General features: G+C 68.4%; 15 protein-coding genes and 1 pseudogene. 8 read left to right on the top strand and 8 right to left on the bottom strand.

Translation table 11 applies throughout. The features are described from left to right. The first annotated feature begins 3 nt into the window (after nucleotides 1–3). The 3 genes from OG746_RS27690 to OG746_RS27680 are packed head-to-tail and all read left to right on the top strand — an operon-like array spanning nucleotide 4 to nucleotide 4089. Entirely contained in the window at nucleotides 4–1323 is a 1320-nt protein-coding gene (locus tag OG746_RS27690) for a protein phosphatase 2C domain-containing protein (RefSeq protein WP_266719546.1), read from the top strand. 47 nt (nucleotides 1324–1370) lie between these two features. Next, nucleotides 1371–2717 (top strand): vWA domain-containing protein, encoded by a 1347-nt coding sequence (locus OG746_RS27685; RefSeq protein ID WP_266719544.1) that lies wholly within the window; start codon nucleotides 1371–1373, stop codon nucleotides 2715–2717. Nucleotides 2718–2775: 58 nt separating this feature from the next. Beyond that, the gene (locus OG746_RS27680; protein ID WP_266719542.1) at nucleotides 2776–4089 is read left to right on the top strand and encodes an FHA domain-containing protein; all 1314 of its coding nucleotides are present in this window, start codon (nucleotides 2776–2778) and stop codon (nucleotides 4087–4089) included. Between the two features lie 31 nt (nucleotides 4090–4120). On the opposite strand, the gene OG746_RS27675 is transcribed toward OG746_RS27680, so the two are convergent. Further along, the gene (locus OG746_RS27675; protein WP_266719540.1) at nucleotides 4121–5119 is read right to left on the bottom strand and encodes a methyltransferase domain-containing protein; all 999 of its coding nucleotides are present in this window, start codon (nucleotides 5117–5119) and stop codon (nucleotides 4121–4123) included. Between the two features lie 104 nt (nucleotides 5120–5223). On the opposite strand from OG746_RS27675, the gene OG746_RS27670 reads away from it, so the two are divergent. Next, entirely contained in the window at nucleotides 5224–5628 is a 405-nt protein-coding gene (locus OG746_RS27670; RefSeq protein ID WP_266719538.1) for a globin, read from the top strand. Nucleotides 5629–5646: 18 nt separating this feature from the next. Here the strand turns inward: OG746_RS27670 and OG746_RS27665 are convergent, their stop codons facing one another. Genes OG746_RS27665 through ettA form a run of 3 tightly spaced genes read right to left on the bottom strand, consistent with a single transcriptional unit; the run spans nucleotide 5647 to nucleotide 8413 of the window. Next, complete coding sequence (locus OG746_RS27665) at nucleotides 5647–6330, bottom strand: DUF8010 domain-containing protein (protein ID WP_266719536.1); 684 nt, start codon at nucleotides 6328–6330, stop codon at nucleotides 5647–5649. Continuing rightward, complete coding sequence (locus OG746_RS27660) at nucleotides 6327–6749, bottom strand: acyl-CoA thioesterase (protein ID WP_266719535.1); 423 nt, start codon at nucleotides 6747–6749, stop codon at nucleotides 6327–6329. The genes OG746_RS27665 and OG746_RS27660 overlap by 4 nt, the downstream gene beginning before the upstream one ends. Continuing rightward, complete coding sequence (gene ettA, locus OG746_RS27655; RefSeq protein ID WP_266719534.1) at nucleotides 6749–8413, bottom strand: energy-dependent translational throttle protein EttA; 1665 nt, start codon at nucleotides 8411–8413, stop codon at nucleotides 6749–6751. The genes OG746_RS27660 and ettA overlap by 1 nt, the downstream gene beginning before the upstream one ends. 279 nt (nucleotides 8414–8692) lie before the next feature. On the opposite strand from ettA, the gene OG746_RS27650 reads away from it, so the two are divergent. Then, on the top strand, nucleotides 8693–8959 hold the full coding sequence (locus OG746_RS27650) for a hypothetical protein (RefSeq protein ID WP_266719533.1): 267 nt from the start codon (nucleotides 8693–8695) through the stop codon (nucleotides 8957–8959). Nucleotides 8960–9223: 264 nt separating this feature from the next. On the opposite strand, the gene OG746_RS27640 is transcribed toward OG746_RS27650, so the two are convergent. After that, on the bottom strand, nucleotides 9224–10198 hold the full coding sequence (locus OG746_RS27640) for a hypothetical protein (protein WP_266719531.1): 975 nt from the start codon (nucleotides 10196–10198) through the stop codon (nucleotides 9224–9226). Between the two features lie 98 nt (nucleotides 10199–10296). Next, entirely contained in the window at nucleotides 10297–11475 is a 1179-nt protein-coding gene (locus tag OG746_RS27635; protein WP_266719529.1) for a protein kinase family protein, read from the bottom strand. A gap of 600 nt (nucleotides 11476–12075) precedes the next feature. Here OG746_RS27635 and OG746_RS27625 point away from each other — a divergent pair. Further along, nucleotides 12076–12387: pseudogene (locus tag OG746_RS27625) on the top strand (tyrosine-type recombinase/integrase); the annotation flags it as partial. 231 nt (nucleotides 12388–12618) lie between these two features. Here OG746_RS27625 and OG746_RS27620 read toward each other — a convergent pair. Then, a complete protein-coding gene (locus OG746_RS27620) occupies nucleotides 12619–12777 on the bottom strand; it encodes a hypothetical protein (RefSeq protein ID WP_266719527.1) in 159 nt (52 codons plus the stop codon). A gap of 3 nt (nucleotides 12778–12780) precedes the next feature. Here OG746_RS27620 and OG746_RS27615 point away from each other — a divergent pair, with 3 nt between their 5' ends. Together OG746_RS27615 and OG746_RS27610 are read left to right on the top strand one after the other, a co-directional pair. Continuing rightward, nucleotides 12781–13173, top strand: coding sequence for a hypothetical protein (locus tag OG746_RS27615; protein WP_266719525.1), 393 nt, complete (start codon nucleotides 12781–12783; stop codon nucleotides 13171–13173). A gap of 270 nt (nucleotides 13174–13443) precedes the next feature. Then, nucleotides 13444–16608, top strand: coding sequence for an AfsR/SARP family transcriptional regulator (locus tag OG746_RS27610; RefSeq protein WP_266719523.1), 3165 nt, complete (start codon nucleotides 13444–13446; stop codon nucleotides 16606–16608). Between the two features lie 116 nt (nucleotides 16609–16724). On the opposite strand, the gene OG746_RS27605 is transcribed toward OG746_RS27610, so the two are convergent. After that, on the bottom strand, nucleotides 16725–17558 hold the full coding sequence (locus tag OG746_RS27605; RefSeq protein WP_266719521.1) for a cutinase family protein: 834 nt from the start codon (nucleotides 17556–17558) through the stop codon (nucleotides 16725–16727). Between the last annotated feature and the right edge of the window lie 179 nt (nucleotides 17559–17737).

The raw sequence follows: 17737 nt of genomic DNA, 5'->3' as shown, positions 1-17737 counted from the left end.
GCAATGTCAGTGTGTCCCAGCTGCGAGGAGCCTCTGGAGGAGGCCGATCGCTTCTGCGGGGCATGCGGATACGACCTTTCCTCGACCGGGCGTCCGCCGCAGTCGGGCGCGCAGGACGCCGGGCGCGATGCCGCCGAAGAGCCCGCTGCCGCCTCCGTCGAGGAGCCCGCTTCCGTCGAGGAGCCGGCCTCCGTCGAGTGGCCTGCCGCCCCCGACCTGGACAGTTCGGACCTGCCCGCCCCGGTGCACCTGCCGACCGATCTGCGGGGCACTGACTCGGGCGGCTCCGAACTGCCCGCCGCCGTACGCATCGACGGTCCGCCGTCCGAGGAGGAGTTCAGGATCGCCGCACCCGACCCGCGCACCGCGACGCCCGAGGAGCTCGGCGCCGCCACACCGCCGGCCGGCACCAAGCTGTGCGTGGCCTGCCGCGCCGGGCACGTCGACCCGGACGGCTACTGCGAGAACTGCGGGCACGCCCAGCCGCGCGAACGCGACCACATGGAGCAGGAGTTGGGCGCGGTCGCCGCGGTCAGCGACCGCGGCCTGCGCCACCACCGCAACGAGGACTCCTTCGTGATCTCCTCGGCCGCGCTGCCCGACGGCTCCGCGGCCGTCCTCGCCGTGGTCTGCGACGGGGTGTCCTCGGCGACCCGGCCCGACGACGCCTCGCTCGCCGCGTCCCGCGCCGCCACCGAGGCCCTGCACGAGGCGCTGCCGCGCGGCACCCACCCGCAGCAGGCCATGCACGAGGCGATCGTCGTGGCCGCCGAGGCGGTCAACGCCCTTGCGGACGAGCCCGAGACGGCCCGCGAGCACAAGCCGCACCAGAACGCGCCGGCGTGCACCTTCGTCGCCTCGGTCGTCACCAAGGAGCTGCTCATCGTCGGCTGGATCGGCGACTCGCGCGCCTACTGGGTGCCCGACGACCGCGAGGCACCGGCGGCCCGGCTCACCGAGGACGACTCGTGGGCCGCGCAGATGGTCGCGGCGGGCCTGATGAGCGAGGCGGAGGCGTACGCGGACGAGCGGGCGCACGCGATCACGGGCTGGCTCGGCGCGGACGCGTACGAACTGGAGCCGCACACCGCGTCGTTCAAGCCGGACCGCCCCGGAGTGGTCGTGGTCTGCACCGACGGGCTGTGGAACTACGCGGAGTCCGTCGACGAGATGGCCCGCGTGCTGCCCACGGACGCCGCCAGCAATCCGCTGCACAGCGCCCAGGTCCTGGTCGGCCACGCCCTCGACGGCGGGGGCCACGACAACGTAACAGTGGCGGTGCTGCCGTTCCCTGTGCCGCAGTCGGGGGCAGGATCGGCGTAGCGCGGGAAAGCCGCACAAATGGTCTTGTTCAGGGGGGACATGTCGCCATGGCAAATTTCTCGAAATCGCACGTTCCGCAGTTCGCCGTAGAGGTCTACCAGAACGAATATCTGCCGGAGGGCGGCCGTGACGTCAACGCGATCGTCACGGTGACCTCCACCGGGGGCGGCACGGTGGGCGGCGCGGTCAGCGCCCCTCATCTGTTCAGCGTCCCGGGGGAGGGCACGGACGCCGCGGTCGCGCTGATGGTGGACTGCTCCGGCTCGATGGACTATCCGCCCACCAAGATGCGCGGCGCGCGCGAGGCCTCGGCCGCCGCGATCGACGCGCTGCGCGACGGCGTGCACTTCGCGGTGATCGCCGGCACCCATATCGCCAAGGAGATCTACCCGGGCGAGGGCCGCCTCGCCGTCGCGGACCGGACCACCCGCGGGCAGGCCAAGCAGGCGCTGCGCAAGCTCTCCGCGGGCGGCGGCACCGCGATCGGCACCTGGCTTCAACTGGCCGACCGGCTCCTGGCCTCGGCGGACGTGCCGATCAGGCACGGCATCCTGCTCACCGACGGGCGCAACGAGCACGAGTCGCCGGAGGATCTGCGCGCGGCGCTGGACGCGGGCGCGGGCCGCTTCACCTGTGACGCCCGTGGCGTCGGCACGGACTGGGAGGTGAAGGAGGTCACAGGAATCGCCTCCGCCCTCCTCGGCACCGCGGACATCGTTGCCGATCCGGCCCATCTCGCCGAGGACTTCACGCAGATGATGGAGACGGCGATGGGCAAGGAGGTCGCGGACGTCGCCCTGCGCCTGTGGACCCCGGTCGGCACCGAGATCAAGTTCGTGAAGCAAGTAGCGCCCACCGTCGAGGAGTTGACGGAGCGCCGCACCGAGGCGGGCCCACGGGCCGGCGACTACCCCACCGGCTCCTGGGGCGACGAGTCCCGCGACTACCACGTGTGCGTGCAGGTCCCGGACGCCGATCTCGGCCAGGAGATGCTCGCCGCCCGCGTCTCCCTGGTGATCCCGCAGCCGGACGGCTCGGCGCAGACCCTGTCGCAGGGCCTCGTCCGTGCGGTGTGGACGGACGACATGGCAGCCTCTACGTCGATCAACCCGCAGGTTGCCCACTACACGGGCCAGGCCGAACTGGCCGACGTCATCCAACAGGGACTTGACGCCCGAAAGTCGGGCGATATGGACGGGGCGACCGCGAAGCTGGGCCGTGCGGTGCAGCTCGCGGCCCTCTCGGGGAACGCGGATACGGCCAAGCTGCTTTCGAAGGTGGTGGACGTGGTGGACGCCGCGGAAGGTACTGTTCGATTGAAAGCGAAGGTCGCGGAGGCCGACGAGATGACTCTCGAGACCCGGTCGACCAAGACGGTTCGCGTCAAGAAATAGCCACCCACGCACTACGGCAAGCCCTGCTTGCACTTGAAGGAGAGGGGGAAGCGCCGACATGCCGACCTGCCCGAACGGACACCAGTCGGGTTCCGACGACTGGTGCGAGGTCTGCGGTCACCGCATGGCCGGTACCGTGCCCCCGCCCCCTCCGCCACCCCCGGCCGCCGGTTACGGCTACCCGCAGGCGCCGCAGGGTGGGGCCGGTACGCCCGAACTGTGCCCGCAGTGCCGTACGCCGCGTGAGGGCGGCGCGCCGTTCTGCGAGGAATGCCGCTGGAACTTCCTCACGAACACGGCGACGTCGTACACGCCCGCGGCCCCGAACCCGCCGCTGCCCACGTCGGGCGGCCAGGGCGGCCCCGGTGCGCCCGGCTTCCCGCCGCCCCACCAGGAGCCGCAGGGCCCGAACCCGGCGCTGCACTTCCAGCAGCAGCCGCCGCCCGGCCCGGACCCGTACGAGTACCAGGGCTCGCGGCCCTCGCAGATGAACCGGCCCGCGGAGCCGATCCCGCCGTCCCCGTTCGGGAACGAGCCGTCGGGTCAGACCCCGCCGCCGCCCCCGCAGTCCTTCGACGGCTCCGGCCAGTACGAGACCGGTGGCGGTGCCCCGCAGGGCTTCCACCAGCAGCAGGCTCCGGCCCCCGCGCCGGCTCCGCCCGCGCAGCCGGGTCCGCACGGCCAGCCCGGCCCGCCGCCCGGTCCGGCGCAGCCCGTGCAGCCGGGGCCCATGCAGCCCCCGCCGCCCGGCTTCCCGCAGCACCACGACCCGCAGGGCCCGCCGCCCCCGCCGCCCAACCCGTCGTTCGGCGGTCACGGCGGTCACGGTGGTCCGGGTGGTCACGGCGGTCCCGGTGGGACGAACGGGGACGACTGGATGCTTCCGCCTCCGTCGTCGGACCCGTCGGCACCCTCGACGACCCCGCCGCCGTTCCAGCAGCAGCCGCCGCAGCAGCCGCAGGGCCCGTTGGCGTGGTCGGCGACGATCGGCCCCGACCGCGACTACTTCATGGCGATGATGCAGCGCAGCGGCCCCGAGGCCTCGGGGCTCAACCTGCCCGCGTACTCGCCGGAGCAGCAGCGCCCGCTCACCGGGAACCAGCTGTCGATCGGCCGTCGCCGCCACTCCACCGGGGAGTCCCCCGACATCGACCTGTCGGTGCCGCCGGAGGACCCGGGCGTCTCGCACCAGCACGCGGTGCTCGTGCAGCAGCCGGACGGCACGTGGGCGGTCGTCGACCAGAACTCGACGAACGGCACGACCGTCAACAACGGCGACGAACCGATCCAGCCGTTCGTCCCCGTGCCGCTGCAGGACGGTGACCGGGTGCACGTCGGAGCGTGGACGACGATCACGATCCGGCGCGGCTGAGTACACGCAGTCGTAGGACGTTGCCGGGCACCTAGCTGGTGCCCGGCAACTCCCATGTGTGGGGCCCGCCCGGATCGTCCAGCCAGGCCCACTGACGGTCGCCGCGCACGGTCACCCCGAACCGCTCGCGCGCGGGCCGCCCCTCGCGCTCCCACAACGCGAGAGCGTCCCGCGGGTCCAGATGGCCCGACGTCAGCGTCAACAGAAACCGGAACAACTCGTCGCGCAGCACGGGATGCGGCAGCCCCCCGACCCGCGGCTCCGCCGCCCGGTCACCGCCACCGCGCAACGCCATGAAGTACGCGGAGGTATGCAAAAACCGCCCCTCCGCGTACGCCTCCTCCATGTCATCCACACCCCGCATGTCGAGGACCACGATCCCGGTCGACAGGGGCGCAAGGATCCGCGCGCCGACCGCGCACTGGCCGAGCCACCCCACCGGCACCGAGCGCAGCGCGCACGTCGCCATGATCCGGTCGTACGGCGCCCGGTCAGGGCAGCCGCGCGTCCCGTCACCCGCGACGACGGCCGGCCGGTATCCGGCGGCGGCGAGATGGGTGCGGGCGGACTCGGCGACCTCCGGATCGAGGTCCACGGACGTGACGTTCCCCGCACCGACCCGGTGCGCGAGCAGCGCCGCGTTGTATCCGGTGCCCGCACCGATCTCCAGGACCCGGTCCCCGTCCCGTACCCGCAGGCCCGCGAGCATCCGCGCCATCAGCGACGGCTGGCTGCTCGACGACACCAGCTCCCCGTCCCGCAGCCGGGTGGCCAGCGGCTCGTCGGCGTAGGCGCCACGCAGCCAGCGCTCGCGCCGCTCCGGGTCGGGGTGCTCGCCCCACAGCCGCTCGTAGCCTCCGGGCACGCCGACGAAGTAGTACGGCACGAAGAGATGCCGCGGCACTTCCGCGAAGGCCTCCCGCCAGTCCGGGTCGGCGTCCCAGGCACCGCTGTGATCGATCTCGCGCACGAGCCCGGCCCGCGCCCGTTCGGCGAGCTGCTCGAGGTCTCGGGTGTGCTCTGCGCCCATATGTCCACTGTCCTGCGGCAACCGGGAAACGGCGACCCCCGCTCCGGAGTCGAAGGGGTCCTAGGACCCCGGTCCCCGGCCGGTGCGTCTGAGAGCATGGAGGGGTGACTGAGATCCCACGCGACACGCTTACGGAGCAGACGTTCTACGAGCAGGTGGGTGGCGAGGAGACGTTCCGCCGCCTCGTGCACCGCTTCTACGAGGGCGTCGCACAGGACCCGCTGCTGCGCCCCATGTACCCGGAGGAGGACCTGGGCCCTGCCGAGGAGCGCCTCGCGCTGTTCCTGATGCAGTACTGGGGCGGCCCCCGCACGTACAGCGACAACCGCGGCCACCCGCGCCTGCGGATGCGCCACGCCCCGTTCCAGGTGGACCGCGCGGCACACGACGCGTGGCTGAAGCACATGCGGGTGGCGGTGGAGGACCTGAACCTCTCCGAGGAACACGAGCGCACGCTGTGGAACTACCTGACGTACGCGGCGGCCTCGATGGTGAACACGGCGGGCTGAGGGGGCTTCTGCCGCACCTCAGACGGGGCTGACGGAGAGCCCACCCAGCGTGGACGACGCCCGCCGCACAGCCACGGACCCGTACGCGGTGCGCAACCTCACCCACGCCCCGGCCGCCACCAGGTCGACCTCGGCCCCCCGCAGGAAGCCGAGGGAGGCCGCGGCGTGCACGATCCGCACCGGCGCCCCACTCGTACCGATCTCCCGCGACCAGACCTCGTGGCCGATCCGGTCGAGTTCACCGCGCGTACGCGCGTCCGGCGCCAACTCCTCGACCCGCGCCCGGAATTCGGCCACGGCCGCCTTCACGAGTCCGCGCAGCGCATCGGCGTCCGGGAACCCGGCCACCCGCTCCCAGCCGCCGAGCGGCGGCAGCACACCGGCCCAGGGCGGCCCGGTGACGGCGGCGGGGACCGTGGCGGTGGCGGTCCCCTCGTCGAGGGCGTCGAGCAACTCCCCCGCGGAGACGGTCACATCGAGGGTGTCCTCGATCCCGTTCTCGTACGGCTTGAGCAGCCGCGCCGTACGCACGGCCAGCACCTCGAACGAGGGCGGCCGGCCGAACACCGCGAGCGCCGACCCACCGGCCTGCGCCCGCAGCCGCACGGCGGCCGCCTTGTCGTAGTGCAGCAGCCGGCCGAGGAAGGCGGCGAGATCCGCCGCCTCCCCCGGATCGGCAAACGACAACACGGTCGCACTCATGCGACGAGCGCCTCCGAACGGTCCGCTTCGTCGTCCCGGTACTCGCCCAGGAACTCCCGCTCATCGGCGGTGATCCGGCGCGGCCGCTGCGCCTCGAAGTCGAACGGCACGACGACCGTCGAGGCGCGGACATACACGACGTCCTCGTCCTTCACCTCGTACGACAGCGTGAACGACGCGGCCTTTATCTCACTCACCCACAGCTCGATGTCCACGGGCCGATGCCGATGCACCAACTGCCGCTTGTAGTCGATCTCATGGCGCGCCACGACGGACCCCTGCTGGAAGTCCTTGTCGGGCCGAAACAGGAAATCGATCCGCGCTTCCTCCAAGTACCGGAGGAAGACCACATTGTTGATGTGGCCATACGCGTCCATGTCGGCCCAACGCAGGGGGCAGGCGTATACGTGGCGGGCCATCAGCCGCGGGTCAGCTTCTTGTAGGTGGCGCGGTGCGGACGCGCGGCGTCGGCGCCGAGCCGCTCGATCTTGTTCTTCTCGTAGGACTCGAAGTTGCCCTCGAACCAGAACCACTTGGACTCACCCTCGTACGCGAGGATGTGCGTGGCGACCCGGTCGAGGAACCACCGGTCGTGAGACACGACGACGGCGCAGCCGGGGAACTCAAGCAGCGCGTTCTCAAGGCTGGACAGGGTCTCAACGTCCAGGTCGTTCGTCGGCTCGTCAAGAAGCAGCAGGTTGCCGCCCTGCTTGAGAGTGAGCGCGAGGTTGAGCCGGTTGCGCTCACCACCGGAGAGCACGCCGGCGGGCTTCTGCTGATCCGGCCCCTTGAACCCGAACGCGGAGACGTACGCCCGCGACGGCATCTCGACCTGGCCCACATTGATGTAGTCCAGCTCATCACTCACCACGGCCCAAAGAGTCTTCTTCGGGTCGATGTTGGCGCGGTTCTGGTCGACGTACGAGATCTTGACGGTGTCGCCGACCTTGATGGAACCGGAGTCCGGCGACTCGAAGCCCTGCAGCATCTTGAACAGGGTGGTCTTACCGGCACCGTTCGGACCGATCACACCGACGATCCCGTTACGCGGCAGCGTGAAGGAGAGATCATCGATGAGCACCTTGTCGCCGAACGCCTTGCCGAGGTTCTCGACCTCGACGACGACGTTGCCCAGGCGCGGGCCCGGCGGGATCTGGATCTCCTCGAAGTCCAGCTTCCGCATCTTGTCGGCCTCGGCGGCCATCTCCTCGTACCGGGCAAGACGCGACTTGGACTTGGTCTGCCGCCCCTTGGCGTTGGACCGCACCCACTCGAGCTCTTCCTTGAGCCGCTTCTGCCGCTTCTCGTCCTTCTTGCCCTCGACCTTGAGGCGCTCGGACTTCTTCTCCAGGTACGTGGAGTAGTTGCCCTGGTACGGGATGGCGCGGCCGCGGTCGAGCTCGAGGATCCACTCGGCGACGTTGTCCAGGAAGTACCGGTCGTGAGTAATGGCCACGACGGTGCCCTTGTACTGGGCGAGGTGCTGCTCCAGCCAGTTCACGGACTCGGCGTCGAGGTGGTTGGTGGGCTCATCGAGAAGCAGCAGGTCGGGCGCCTCGATCAGCAGCTTGCACAGCGCCACACGCCGCTTCTCACCACCGGAGAGGTTGCCGACACCCCAGTCGCCGGGCGGGCAGCCGAGGGCGTCCATGGCCTGCTCCAGCTGACCGTCGAGGTCCCACGCGTCGGCGTGGTCGAGGTCCTCCTGGAGCTTGCCCATCTCCTCCATGAGCTCATCGCTGTAATCAGTGGCCATGAGCTCGGCCACCTCGTTGAAGCGCTTGAGCTTGCCCATGATCTCGGCGGCGCCGTCCTGCACGTTCTCCAGAACGGTCTTGGACTCGTCGAGCTTCGGCTCCTGCATCAGGATGTTGACGCTGTAGCCGGGCATGAGGACGGCGTCACCGTTCGACGCCTGCTCGATGCCCGCCATGATCTTCAGGACAGTCGACTTACCGGCACCGTTCGGCCCGACAACGCCGATCTTCGCTCCAGGAAGAAAGTCCAGGGTGACGTCGTCGAGAATCACCTTGTCGCCGTGCGCCTTGCGCGCCTTGCGCATGGAGTAGATGAACTCAGCCAAGAGAAACCGTCCGGCAGTCGAAGTGTGTATCGCAGTAAGGGGCCCGCGTGCTGCGGCTCCACCGCGTGAGGGCAGATACACCCCATCTTGCCGTACAGCCACCGCTGGGCGAAAACGTGTATCGGTGGGTGGGCCTGAGCTGGGGCTTCTGCGAGCCCCGTCGTAGCGAAGCTGTCACTGTCGGTCGCCTTTTGTCGCCGTCGGGCGGCCTCGCACGGCCCAGGGACGGCCCAGAAACCGTCACCGGATGATCACTTGGCGGCATGCCATCCTGGCGCCATGGCACCACCGGACGTACGGGACGACCTCCGAGATCTGCTCAACGCATGGGACCCGATCGGCGTGGCCGAGCTCGTCCAGGACGAGTACGACTGCATGCTGACGCCGATCCTGACCCGCCTGAAGCGCGGAGCCGACCGGGCAGAGCTGAGGGATTTCCTCCACCACGAGCTCACAGACCACTTCGGCCTACCCGCACCCCACGATGCGGATGACGTGGCCGCCCGCCTCACCGCCTGGTGGACCTCGACGCATCCGCAGGTCTGACGCGCCTATCCGTTAGCCGCTCTCGCAGCCCTACCGATTAATAGGGATCTCGGAGACGATCTCGCAGAGCGCGGAGGACACGACAATGTCAGCAGCCTCCAAGGGCCGCCCCTGGTCCATCTAATGCGCGTGACGCGCGAGGAGGCTACTGACGGCCACGACATTTCTGTTTCGGGTTATGAGCGTGGCGGCTCCTCGGAGGACGAGGATCTCGACGAAGGTGCACTCTAAGCGCGGGCGGAGGTCACCCCGACTCATATCCTGTCAGAAGTTGTCGAGCCGAATCTCGTAGCAGTCGCTACACATACCCATCTCCCCGATGAGATCGGCGGCTTGGTCGCAAAACTCACAGACGTCATCAAACATCATCCCGCATGCGAAGCAGATCCATGTCTCCGATTCCGTGGAGTGGGCCGTGGGCGTGCTGATCACGGCGTAGTTCCCACAAGCGTTGCAGCCGTTGAGCCCGCCACCTCCCTCCGTGATGCTGATGTGCTCACAAGAACCGATGAACTCCCAGGCCGCATCTTTGCCTGTGCCGTACTGTCGGCCGCACAGAAGGCAGGTGAGGTCGTAGGCTCCGCCGTCGAGCACGACGGCGAATTGACCGCAGGACCGGCACGCCGCAGTCGTGAGCTCATAGCCTGCCAGTTGGCTGTGCAGGGCTTGCATGCGCAGTTCGATGAAGTCCGCGAGGTGCTTGAATCCGGTCCGGACCTGTTCCATCTGCTGCTCGGCGGACCACGCCTCGGCCGGCTCGTCGACGTAGGGCAGAAGGTCGGCGTTGACGAATCCGACCAATAGATCGAGTACGGGTAGGGTCCGTGCCTGCACGGCAACGACGGTGTCCCTCCACCCGAAGTGCATGATGCGGTTACGCAGGCTGCCAAGCTCCTTGAGGCTGTCCTCCTCCGGATCAATCGCACTCTCGATTTGTACGGTGTCGTGCAGACGCTCGAGCGCCATCTTGACGCTACAGCTGTTGAAGTCTCCGGCCTCGTGCTTGCGCTTGTCGAACGCCGATACCTTCGTCCACACAAGTCTGGGGTCGTGTATCTCCAGCCGGGCTTTCAGCAGTGTCTCGACTGCGGCTTGGAGGTGTAGAACCGCGTACTTGACATCGCGCGGCCCCGGCGGCCCCTCATCACCTGACAACGAGCCCACGGCGCTCGCTAGGAAGTCGAGGCCATTGACGAGGGCCGGGAAGTTGAATTCTTCGGACTGCCCGGAGTTGGTCATCGGCACCCCTCGCGAGCCTCGTTGACCGTCAGGCCTGTCATCTTTCTCTCTCCGGTGCGTCGCGTCGGTTTCAAGCTGAAGCGCTTCCACCCTCAGCGCTATGCCGGAGCGTCCGTGGGCGGTGGGGTGGATTCCAGTCTCTCGACGTCACCAATTAGTTCGCGCACGCTCCCATACCGATGGGCAACATCATGCGCCGCACATTTCCGCACGATCTGGCTCGGCGCATCGTCCTGAGACATCAGAGCCTCTCTCCCAGTGAAGATGTAGGAAAGTACCCAGCCGATCGAGTAAATTTCGTTACGTACGCCATAGTCCTTGAAGTTAGCCAGGAGCGGGTCCCGATAGGTTCCCCGCATCTCTGTCTTTGTTCGCGTGAAGTCGGAGTTCTTATCCTTGGCGAGGCCGAAGTCCGACAGCTTCACAAGGACCGCCCCACCATTAAAGGTCTTCACTAGAACGTTTTGGAGGCTGACATCACGGTGAAGCAGGCCTTGACTGTGGATATAGTTGACGCCATACAGGAATTGCAGCGCAATTCTCTTCCGTGACGAAAACGGCAGATTATTGTTGCGCTGCTTGATGTATTTGCGGAGCGTAGATTCACAAAACTCCATCAGGTATTCATTGCGAGTTGCGTCGTACTGAAATACCTCAACTACGTACGGGAACCTAAGACGCTTGAGGATCTTGAACTCTTGCTGGAATCGATGAAGATCCCGTTCATCCATGTCCTTTTTGGCACGCTTGACAGCGAACTTGATTCCGTAGTCAGGGTCAGTGAACGAGAACACCTTGGCATACGAGCCTTCGCCTATCAGCTGCAACTGGGTGCGCTGACTGGACTTCTTCAGCTTGATCTCGGTGTCTGAACGAGAGAATATCGGCTCGTATTTGATAACTGCGATTTGCTGGAAGTCGTCCGGAATCGCACTGCCCCCGCTGCGCACCAGCCAAGACTGGCAGCTCTTCATTGCGCCTGCGTAGGACTCCGCGAGGTGCACCTGGATCCCGGCATGATCGAGAGAGTCAAGAAAGTTCGTGATTTCCTTGATGAGCGCGAACATCTCCCTGCTTTGCTCGGCCCAATAGTGGTGGGTCGTCTCCGCCCTGTCATTGATGGATTCGAAATGCTCGTTTAGCCGTTCGTGAAGGCTAGCGAAGGCGCGCCCGAACCGAGGATCACTCACGTACAGACGGAGGAACGCATTCGAAACCTCCGCTTGTTCGTAATAATTCGATAGGTCGGCCAGCATCAACTCGGTGGGGTCATTCATTTCGCTATCCTCCTGACTATTGCTTTACTCTTCTTGCGGGGTGAGGGTCCGGGAAGAGGGCAAGGCTGGGCGCCCCGCTCACGACTCACCCAGCTCCCATCCCGTCCGCCGTCGACCCACACGCAGTGGAGCGGGCGTGGCCCCTGGTGTCCAGGTGGAGCGCGCCACTGTACGAACGACCTGGACACCAGGGGCCACGTCTGCTCGGCTTTGCCTGGGTCGACGGTGGACGGGATGGGAGCTCCTCGCAACCACCCACGGACCCGCACCCGGCAGCGTTTCCCCCGGCTCCCGGTGCCGGCCGATCCCCCGCCGGAGGCATCGTCTTTGACCAACGGATAGGCAGGATGGTTGCCCGCTTCATTACCTGCGGCGCCAACTGAGTGGGCGCGCGTCGGCGCAGCGCCCGTAGCGCGGGCCGAAGGCATGAGCGCGAAGGGCAGCGGAGCCGGGAAGCGCGCCCGGCGGAGCGGAGCGCAGCCGGGGCTTGATGAAGTAGGGAAAGTTCTATCGCGCTGGCGTCAGCCGCTTGCCGTCATGGCTTAGGACATGCGGTCCCGCCCCGTCGAGGGCATCCAGGAGCCGGATCGAGTAGACCTCAACGCCCGTACTTGGAGGCCCGCGTTGGCCTCCGGCGGGGTCATCCCTGTCCCCGAAAAGGGCCAGCGCTACGCCGCCCGCGAGCACGGGATGCACGCCCTGCGGCACTTCTACGCTTCGGTCCTCCTCGACGCCGGAGAGAACATCAAGGCGCTGAGCCTCTACCTCGGCCACAGCAACCCGGGGTTCACGCTCCGCGTGTACACGCATCTGACGCCCTCCAGCGAGGCACGCGCCCGCAAGGCCATCTCCGCGATGCACCGGGCCGCTGGTCACGTCCACGACACTCCTAGGACGACCCAAGTCGCCTGAAGCAGCCCCTCATCGGCAGCAAACCTGCGGGTGAGGGGCTTTGTTGTGCCCATTGCGCGCCCAGTTGTCCAAAGAACTCACAAGCCGAACGAACATCCATAGCCAACCCCTGCGGGCAGACTGTTACTGACGTGACTCTGTCAGTTAGAGAGGGGATCAATGGGAAGCGCCCTTATAGCGTTAGCTGCTGCGGTGGTTGGTGTCACAGGCACGCTTGTCGCTCCCGTGCTGTCACAACGTCTCCTTGCTCGTGTCCAAGCGGAGCAGTTCGAGCGTGAGCAACGGGTAGCTGACGCTCAGTGGCGTCGTGAACAGCAAGTAGCTGAACTGGATCGTCGGCGCGGCAGCTACGTACAGGTCAACGCGTCGTTTCGACGCTATCGAACGCACCTCATGAAGTTCCTCTGGACCGTGCACAAAGACACTGTCACGCCGGAGGCACGGGAACTCGTTGAGGAAGCTCGAAGCAACCACCACTCAGTCTTCGCTGAGGCTCAACTCATAGCGTCAGCAACAGTCCTGGCCGAGCTAGATCAGATGACAACGACGCTTTCTCAGCTCTACCAGAGGATCATGCGCTTGGAAGAAGGGGATCCCGCCCCTGACGGATCCTTCAATGACATACGGACAGACTTCGTCCGTCTTTGGGATCAGTGGGAGAGGATGCGCTCTGTGATGCGCACCGACCTCGCCGTCGAAAGCTCAGCCAGCGATGAACCGACGACGAGCTCTCTGCACGTACCGCCGCTCCCCGCTGACGGCCCAGAGACGGCCCAAGCCGCCTGACACGGCCCCTCATTGGCGAGAAAGTCGCTGGTGAGGGGCTGTTTCGTGCCCTCGTTCAGCGAGAAACACCCCATCTTGCCGTACAACCACCGCTGGGCGGAAACCCGTATCGGGGCAGGGCCCTGAACTGGGCTTTCTTGGCGGGGGCTGGTAGCAAATCGGTCACTGTGTGTCGCGAGGGGCGCGCAGGTTCTGGAGGGGCGTGCAGGTCTTGTGGGGGTCGGCGGATGAGCGGGATGGGGGCGTTCAACGCGTGGGTAGTCTCGCCGCGTGCCGATTCCGAGCGAGTTGTCCACGGAAGTGAACCCGCAGGACCCGCGCCTTCACTTCGCTCTGCTCGGGCCGCCCCAGGCCCGGCGCGGCGACAACAGTCTGGAGCTCGGGCCGGTGCGGGAGCAGGCGCTCCTCGTCGCGCTGCTGTTGCGGCCCGGGAGGACGGTCGGCCGGCAGCAACTGCTCGACGGGGTGTGGGGGACCGAGCCGCCCGGGACCGGGACCAGGGTGATCCCCGTATACGTGCATCGGTTACGCCGCCGCCTGGATCTCCCCGGGGAAGCGCACTCCGTGATCGAGACCGTGCGCGGCGGGTATCGCTTCGCTCCCGGCAGTGCGCATGTGGATGTGGATGTGGCGCGGTGGGAGGCGGCCGTTGCCGCTGGGCACGCCGCCAAGAAGTCCGGGGATCCGGATGGCGCGGTGGACGCGTGGTCCCGTGCGTTGGAGCTGTTCCGCGGTGAGCCCCTGGCCGGGATACCCGGGCCCTTCGCGGAGGGCGAGCGGTTGCGGCTCGGCGAGCAGCGGCTCTCGGCCGTGCAGGAGAAGGCCGACTGCCAGCTCCGTTCCGGGCGGCACGCCGAGGCCCTGGCCGAACTGTTCTCGCTGACGACGGCCCACCCCTACAACGAGGCGTTGGCCACCCTGCTCATGCGTGCCCTGCACGCCGCCAACCGGCAGGCCGACGCGCTGGACGTCTACGCGACCGTGCGCCGCCGCCTGGTCGACGAGCAAGGAGTGGAGCCGGGCGCCGAACTCCGACGGGTACACGCGGCGGTGCTCCGCGGCGACGATCCGTTCCCGCCGTCCCCGATCGGCGGCGCCGCGGTACGGGAACGGGCGACACCGAACCCGCCCACCGTGCCTCAGCCGCGTCCCGACGACTCTCCCCGCAAGCACCGCGCACGGTATGAACTGCCCGTCGACACAAGCAACTTCACCGGCCGCGAGCGCCAGCACCAGCTGCTCGTCGCGCCCGCCGACGCCCAGGAGGTCACCGTCCGGGCGGTCGACGGCATGGCCGGCGTCGGGAAGACCGCGCTGGTCGTGCGCGCGGCGCGGGCCCTGCGCGACCGGTACCCCGACGGCTGCCTGTTCGTGGAGCTGCACGGGCACCGCGAGGACCGCGGGACGGTCGGGCGGCAACGCGTTCTGCGCCGATTATTACGGGCGGTCGGGGCCGGCGAGGGGCAGGACTCCGAGGACCTGGACGAGCTGGCCGCGTCATGGCGGGCGGCCACCGCTTCCCTCCGGCTGCTCCTCGTACTCGACGACGCCGCCCGCGCCGAACAGGTGCGTCCCCTGCTGCCCGCGGGCCCCGGCACGCTGGTGATGGTGACGAGTCGGCGGCGGCTTACGGGCCTCGACGTGGACCGCAGGGTCTCGCTGTCCCCTCTCGGCATCGGCGAGGCGACCGAACTCCTGACCCGCATCGTCGGCCGCGAGGAAGAAGACATAGAGGAAGGAGACATAGAGGAAGGAGACATAGGGGACGGGGGCGGCGACGGCTCCGGGCGTGAGCGCGCCGCCGTGCGTGAGCTGGCCACCTTGTGCGGGCGGCTGCCACTGGCGTTGCGGATCGTCGGCGCGCGGATCCAGGACCGTCCGCCCTGGGCGGTGGAGGCCCTGGCGGCCCGGTTGACCGACGACGAGCGCCGCCTCGACGAACTCGCCGTGGAGGACCGCAGCGTAGAAGCCGCGTTCGGGGTCTCCTACGCCCAGCTGCCGGCCGCCGAGCAGCGCGCCTTCCGCGTCCTGGGCCTCTCGCCCACCGTGCGTCTCGACCGGCTGACGCTGGCCGCCCTTCTCGACTGGACGCCACCCGACGCCGAACGCGCCCTGGAGAACCTGGCCGACGCGAGTCTGACGCAGCGGGTGACCGTCGACCGCTACCGCCTGCACGACCTGGTGGCCGTCTACGCCCGCCGCGTCGCCGCCGCATCGCCCGACGAGGCCTCGGCGGCGCGGGAGCGGGTGTTCCGGCTGTACGTCGCCGCCGCCCGCTGCGCCAGCGACTGGGGAACGTCGTCCACCCCGACAGGACCGCAGGGCACCGGCCCCTTCACGGGCTGGGAGGAGGCCACGGCCTGGCTGGACGAGGCGGGCGGTGAACTGGTCGACGTGATCGGCCAGGCGGTGGCCGTCGGCCGGGTCGACGAGGCCTGCTGGATCGCCGAGGGCCTGGTCGACTACCTCACCAGACAGGGCCGGTTCCACGAGTGCCGCACCGCGCTGGAGCTGCTGCTCCCGCTCCTCGAACAGGCCACCGACCGCCGGATGGACTCCGCGCTGCGGATCGGCTTCGGCATCCTGTACGGCGTCCAGGGCCGGTACCGGGAGGCCCGTGCCTGGTTCACCGAGGCGCTGGACATCAGCCGCCGCGCCGACGACCGCCATGAGCAGGCCCGCGCCTCGGCCGGCCTCGGGACCTTCGCCAATCTGGAGGGTCGGATCGCCGAGTCCATGGAGCACTTCGCCGAAGTCCTGCGCCTGGCGGGCGAGTTGACGCACGATGACTGGCTCACGGGGTCGATCATGACGCGGGCCGGCGACATGCACCATCAGCTCGGCGAGCACGACAAGGCGTACGACCGCTATCTGAAGGCGATCGCCCTGGCCGAGAAGGCGGGCAGCCCCCGACTCCTCGGCAAGACCCTGCTCCGCCTCGGCGGGCTCCAACTCGACCTCGGGCGGCCCACCGAGGCCGTCGGCACCCTCGGGAAGGCCGAGAGCCTGGCCCGGCGTCTCGGGGATGTTCCGCTGTACGCCGCCGCCCTCGACAGGCTGTCCACGGCCGAGGCGGACCTGGGCAACCCGGAGGCGGCCGCCGACCTGCGGCGCCGGGCGCGCAACGTCCTGGACGAGGCGACCGACACCGCCCCGGAGATCGCGTTACGGCACCGGCTGCTCTGGAACGAGGCCGTGGACGAGGGCCTGTCCGGATCCCGCGACTTCTTCGAACGCGGCACCGCCCTCCCCGACACCGACGCCAACCGGGCGCGAATCTCCCGCGTACTGGACGATCTCGGCGACCAAAGACAAGGAGACCGAAGACAGGGAGACCGAAGACAGGGAGGCCTAAGACGGGAAGACCGAAGACGGGGAGACCGAAGACAGGGAGAGGGACGGCGACAGGACGGGGATGGTCCGGCCGGCCGGTAACCGGCCGGACCACTCCCCCCGTCCCTGCCTCCCCCGTCCTGCTCCCCCGTTCCCTCAGGAGCCCTTCGGCCCCTGAAGATCTGAAGCCCGGAGCGGAGCCCGGAGCCCCCGGAGCCCTATACGGGGTCTCCGTTCTGGTTCAGCCACTGAACGCCGTTCTGGCCGGTCTGGTTGAGGCTCTTGGGGATGGCGACCGCCGGATACAACGGGTGCACGTCGAAGTACCCGGGCGCGTTCGTGACGGACCTCAAGTCGCACACCGGGTCGCCGACGATGCAGAACCGCTTGACCGGAATCCCGTCGAAGTTCACCGGTCCCGCGCCGGGCGTGGTGGCCACGCCGGGGATGCCGAGCCCCTTGGGGACACGGGCCCCGAAACCGGTGTCGGGCTGCATCGGGTCGGCGTAGAGCATGCCGTCGACCTGCGAGCGCGGGACACCGGTGTCGCCCTGCGCGATCTTCTGGAGCACCACGTCCGCCGCCTGGGCGCCCTGGGAGTAGCCGGTGATCGTGAGCTGGGCGTCGGGGTGCGCGTTGTGGGTGTCCTGCGCCGCCTTCAGCCCCCTCTCGACGCCCAGCTGCACGCTGGCGTCGTAGGTCGGCGCGGTGAGGGCCTCGGGGTTGACCTTCCCGGACGGATCGATCAGTGAGCCGGTGGGGCCGATGATCGGGCCCGCGGAGGCCGGGTAGCACACCTTGATCGCACTGGCTCCGAGGCCGAACGCGGCGTTCGCGGCATCGTAGGAGGAGTTGGTGTTGGGGCAGCCGTCCTTGTTCTCCGTCTGGCCGGTGCCGCCGATCTCGATGTAGTAGTGCTCCGCACCGTCCGCGTGCGCGGCCGGCGCGAACGCGACAGCGCTGCCCGCGGCCAGTACCGCCGCCACCGCAACGGCGCGAACAGCCCCCGCCGCCCTGCTCTTCTTCGACATGTGCGAAGTCGATGCCGACATGTGCGATCCCCCTCGGGTTGTGAACGTCCCGGTCAACCAACGCACTTGACGCTAGGGAGCGGTGATCACATCCCGTTGACATGTGGATGACAGCGCAGGTGGCACGGCTGCGGAGGACTCATTCCGAGCCGGGGCGGGGCGCACCCAGCCGGAGAGGGGGACCCCGGCTGGGACTGTTA

It is taken from the genome of Streptomyces sp. NBC_01016 (genome assembly GCF_026341035.1).
Classification (GTDB): Bacteria; Actinomycetota; Actinomycetes; order Streptomycetales; family Streptomycetaceae; genus Streptomyces.
Note: the sequence above shows the minus strand (reverse complement) of the source record. Positions and strands in the feature narration are given on the sequence as shown.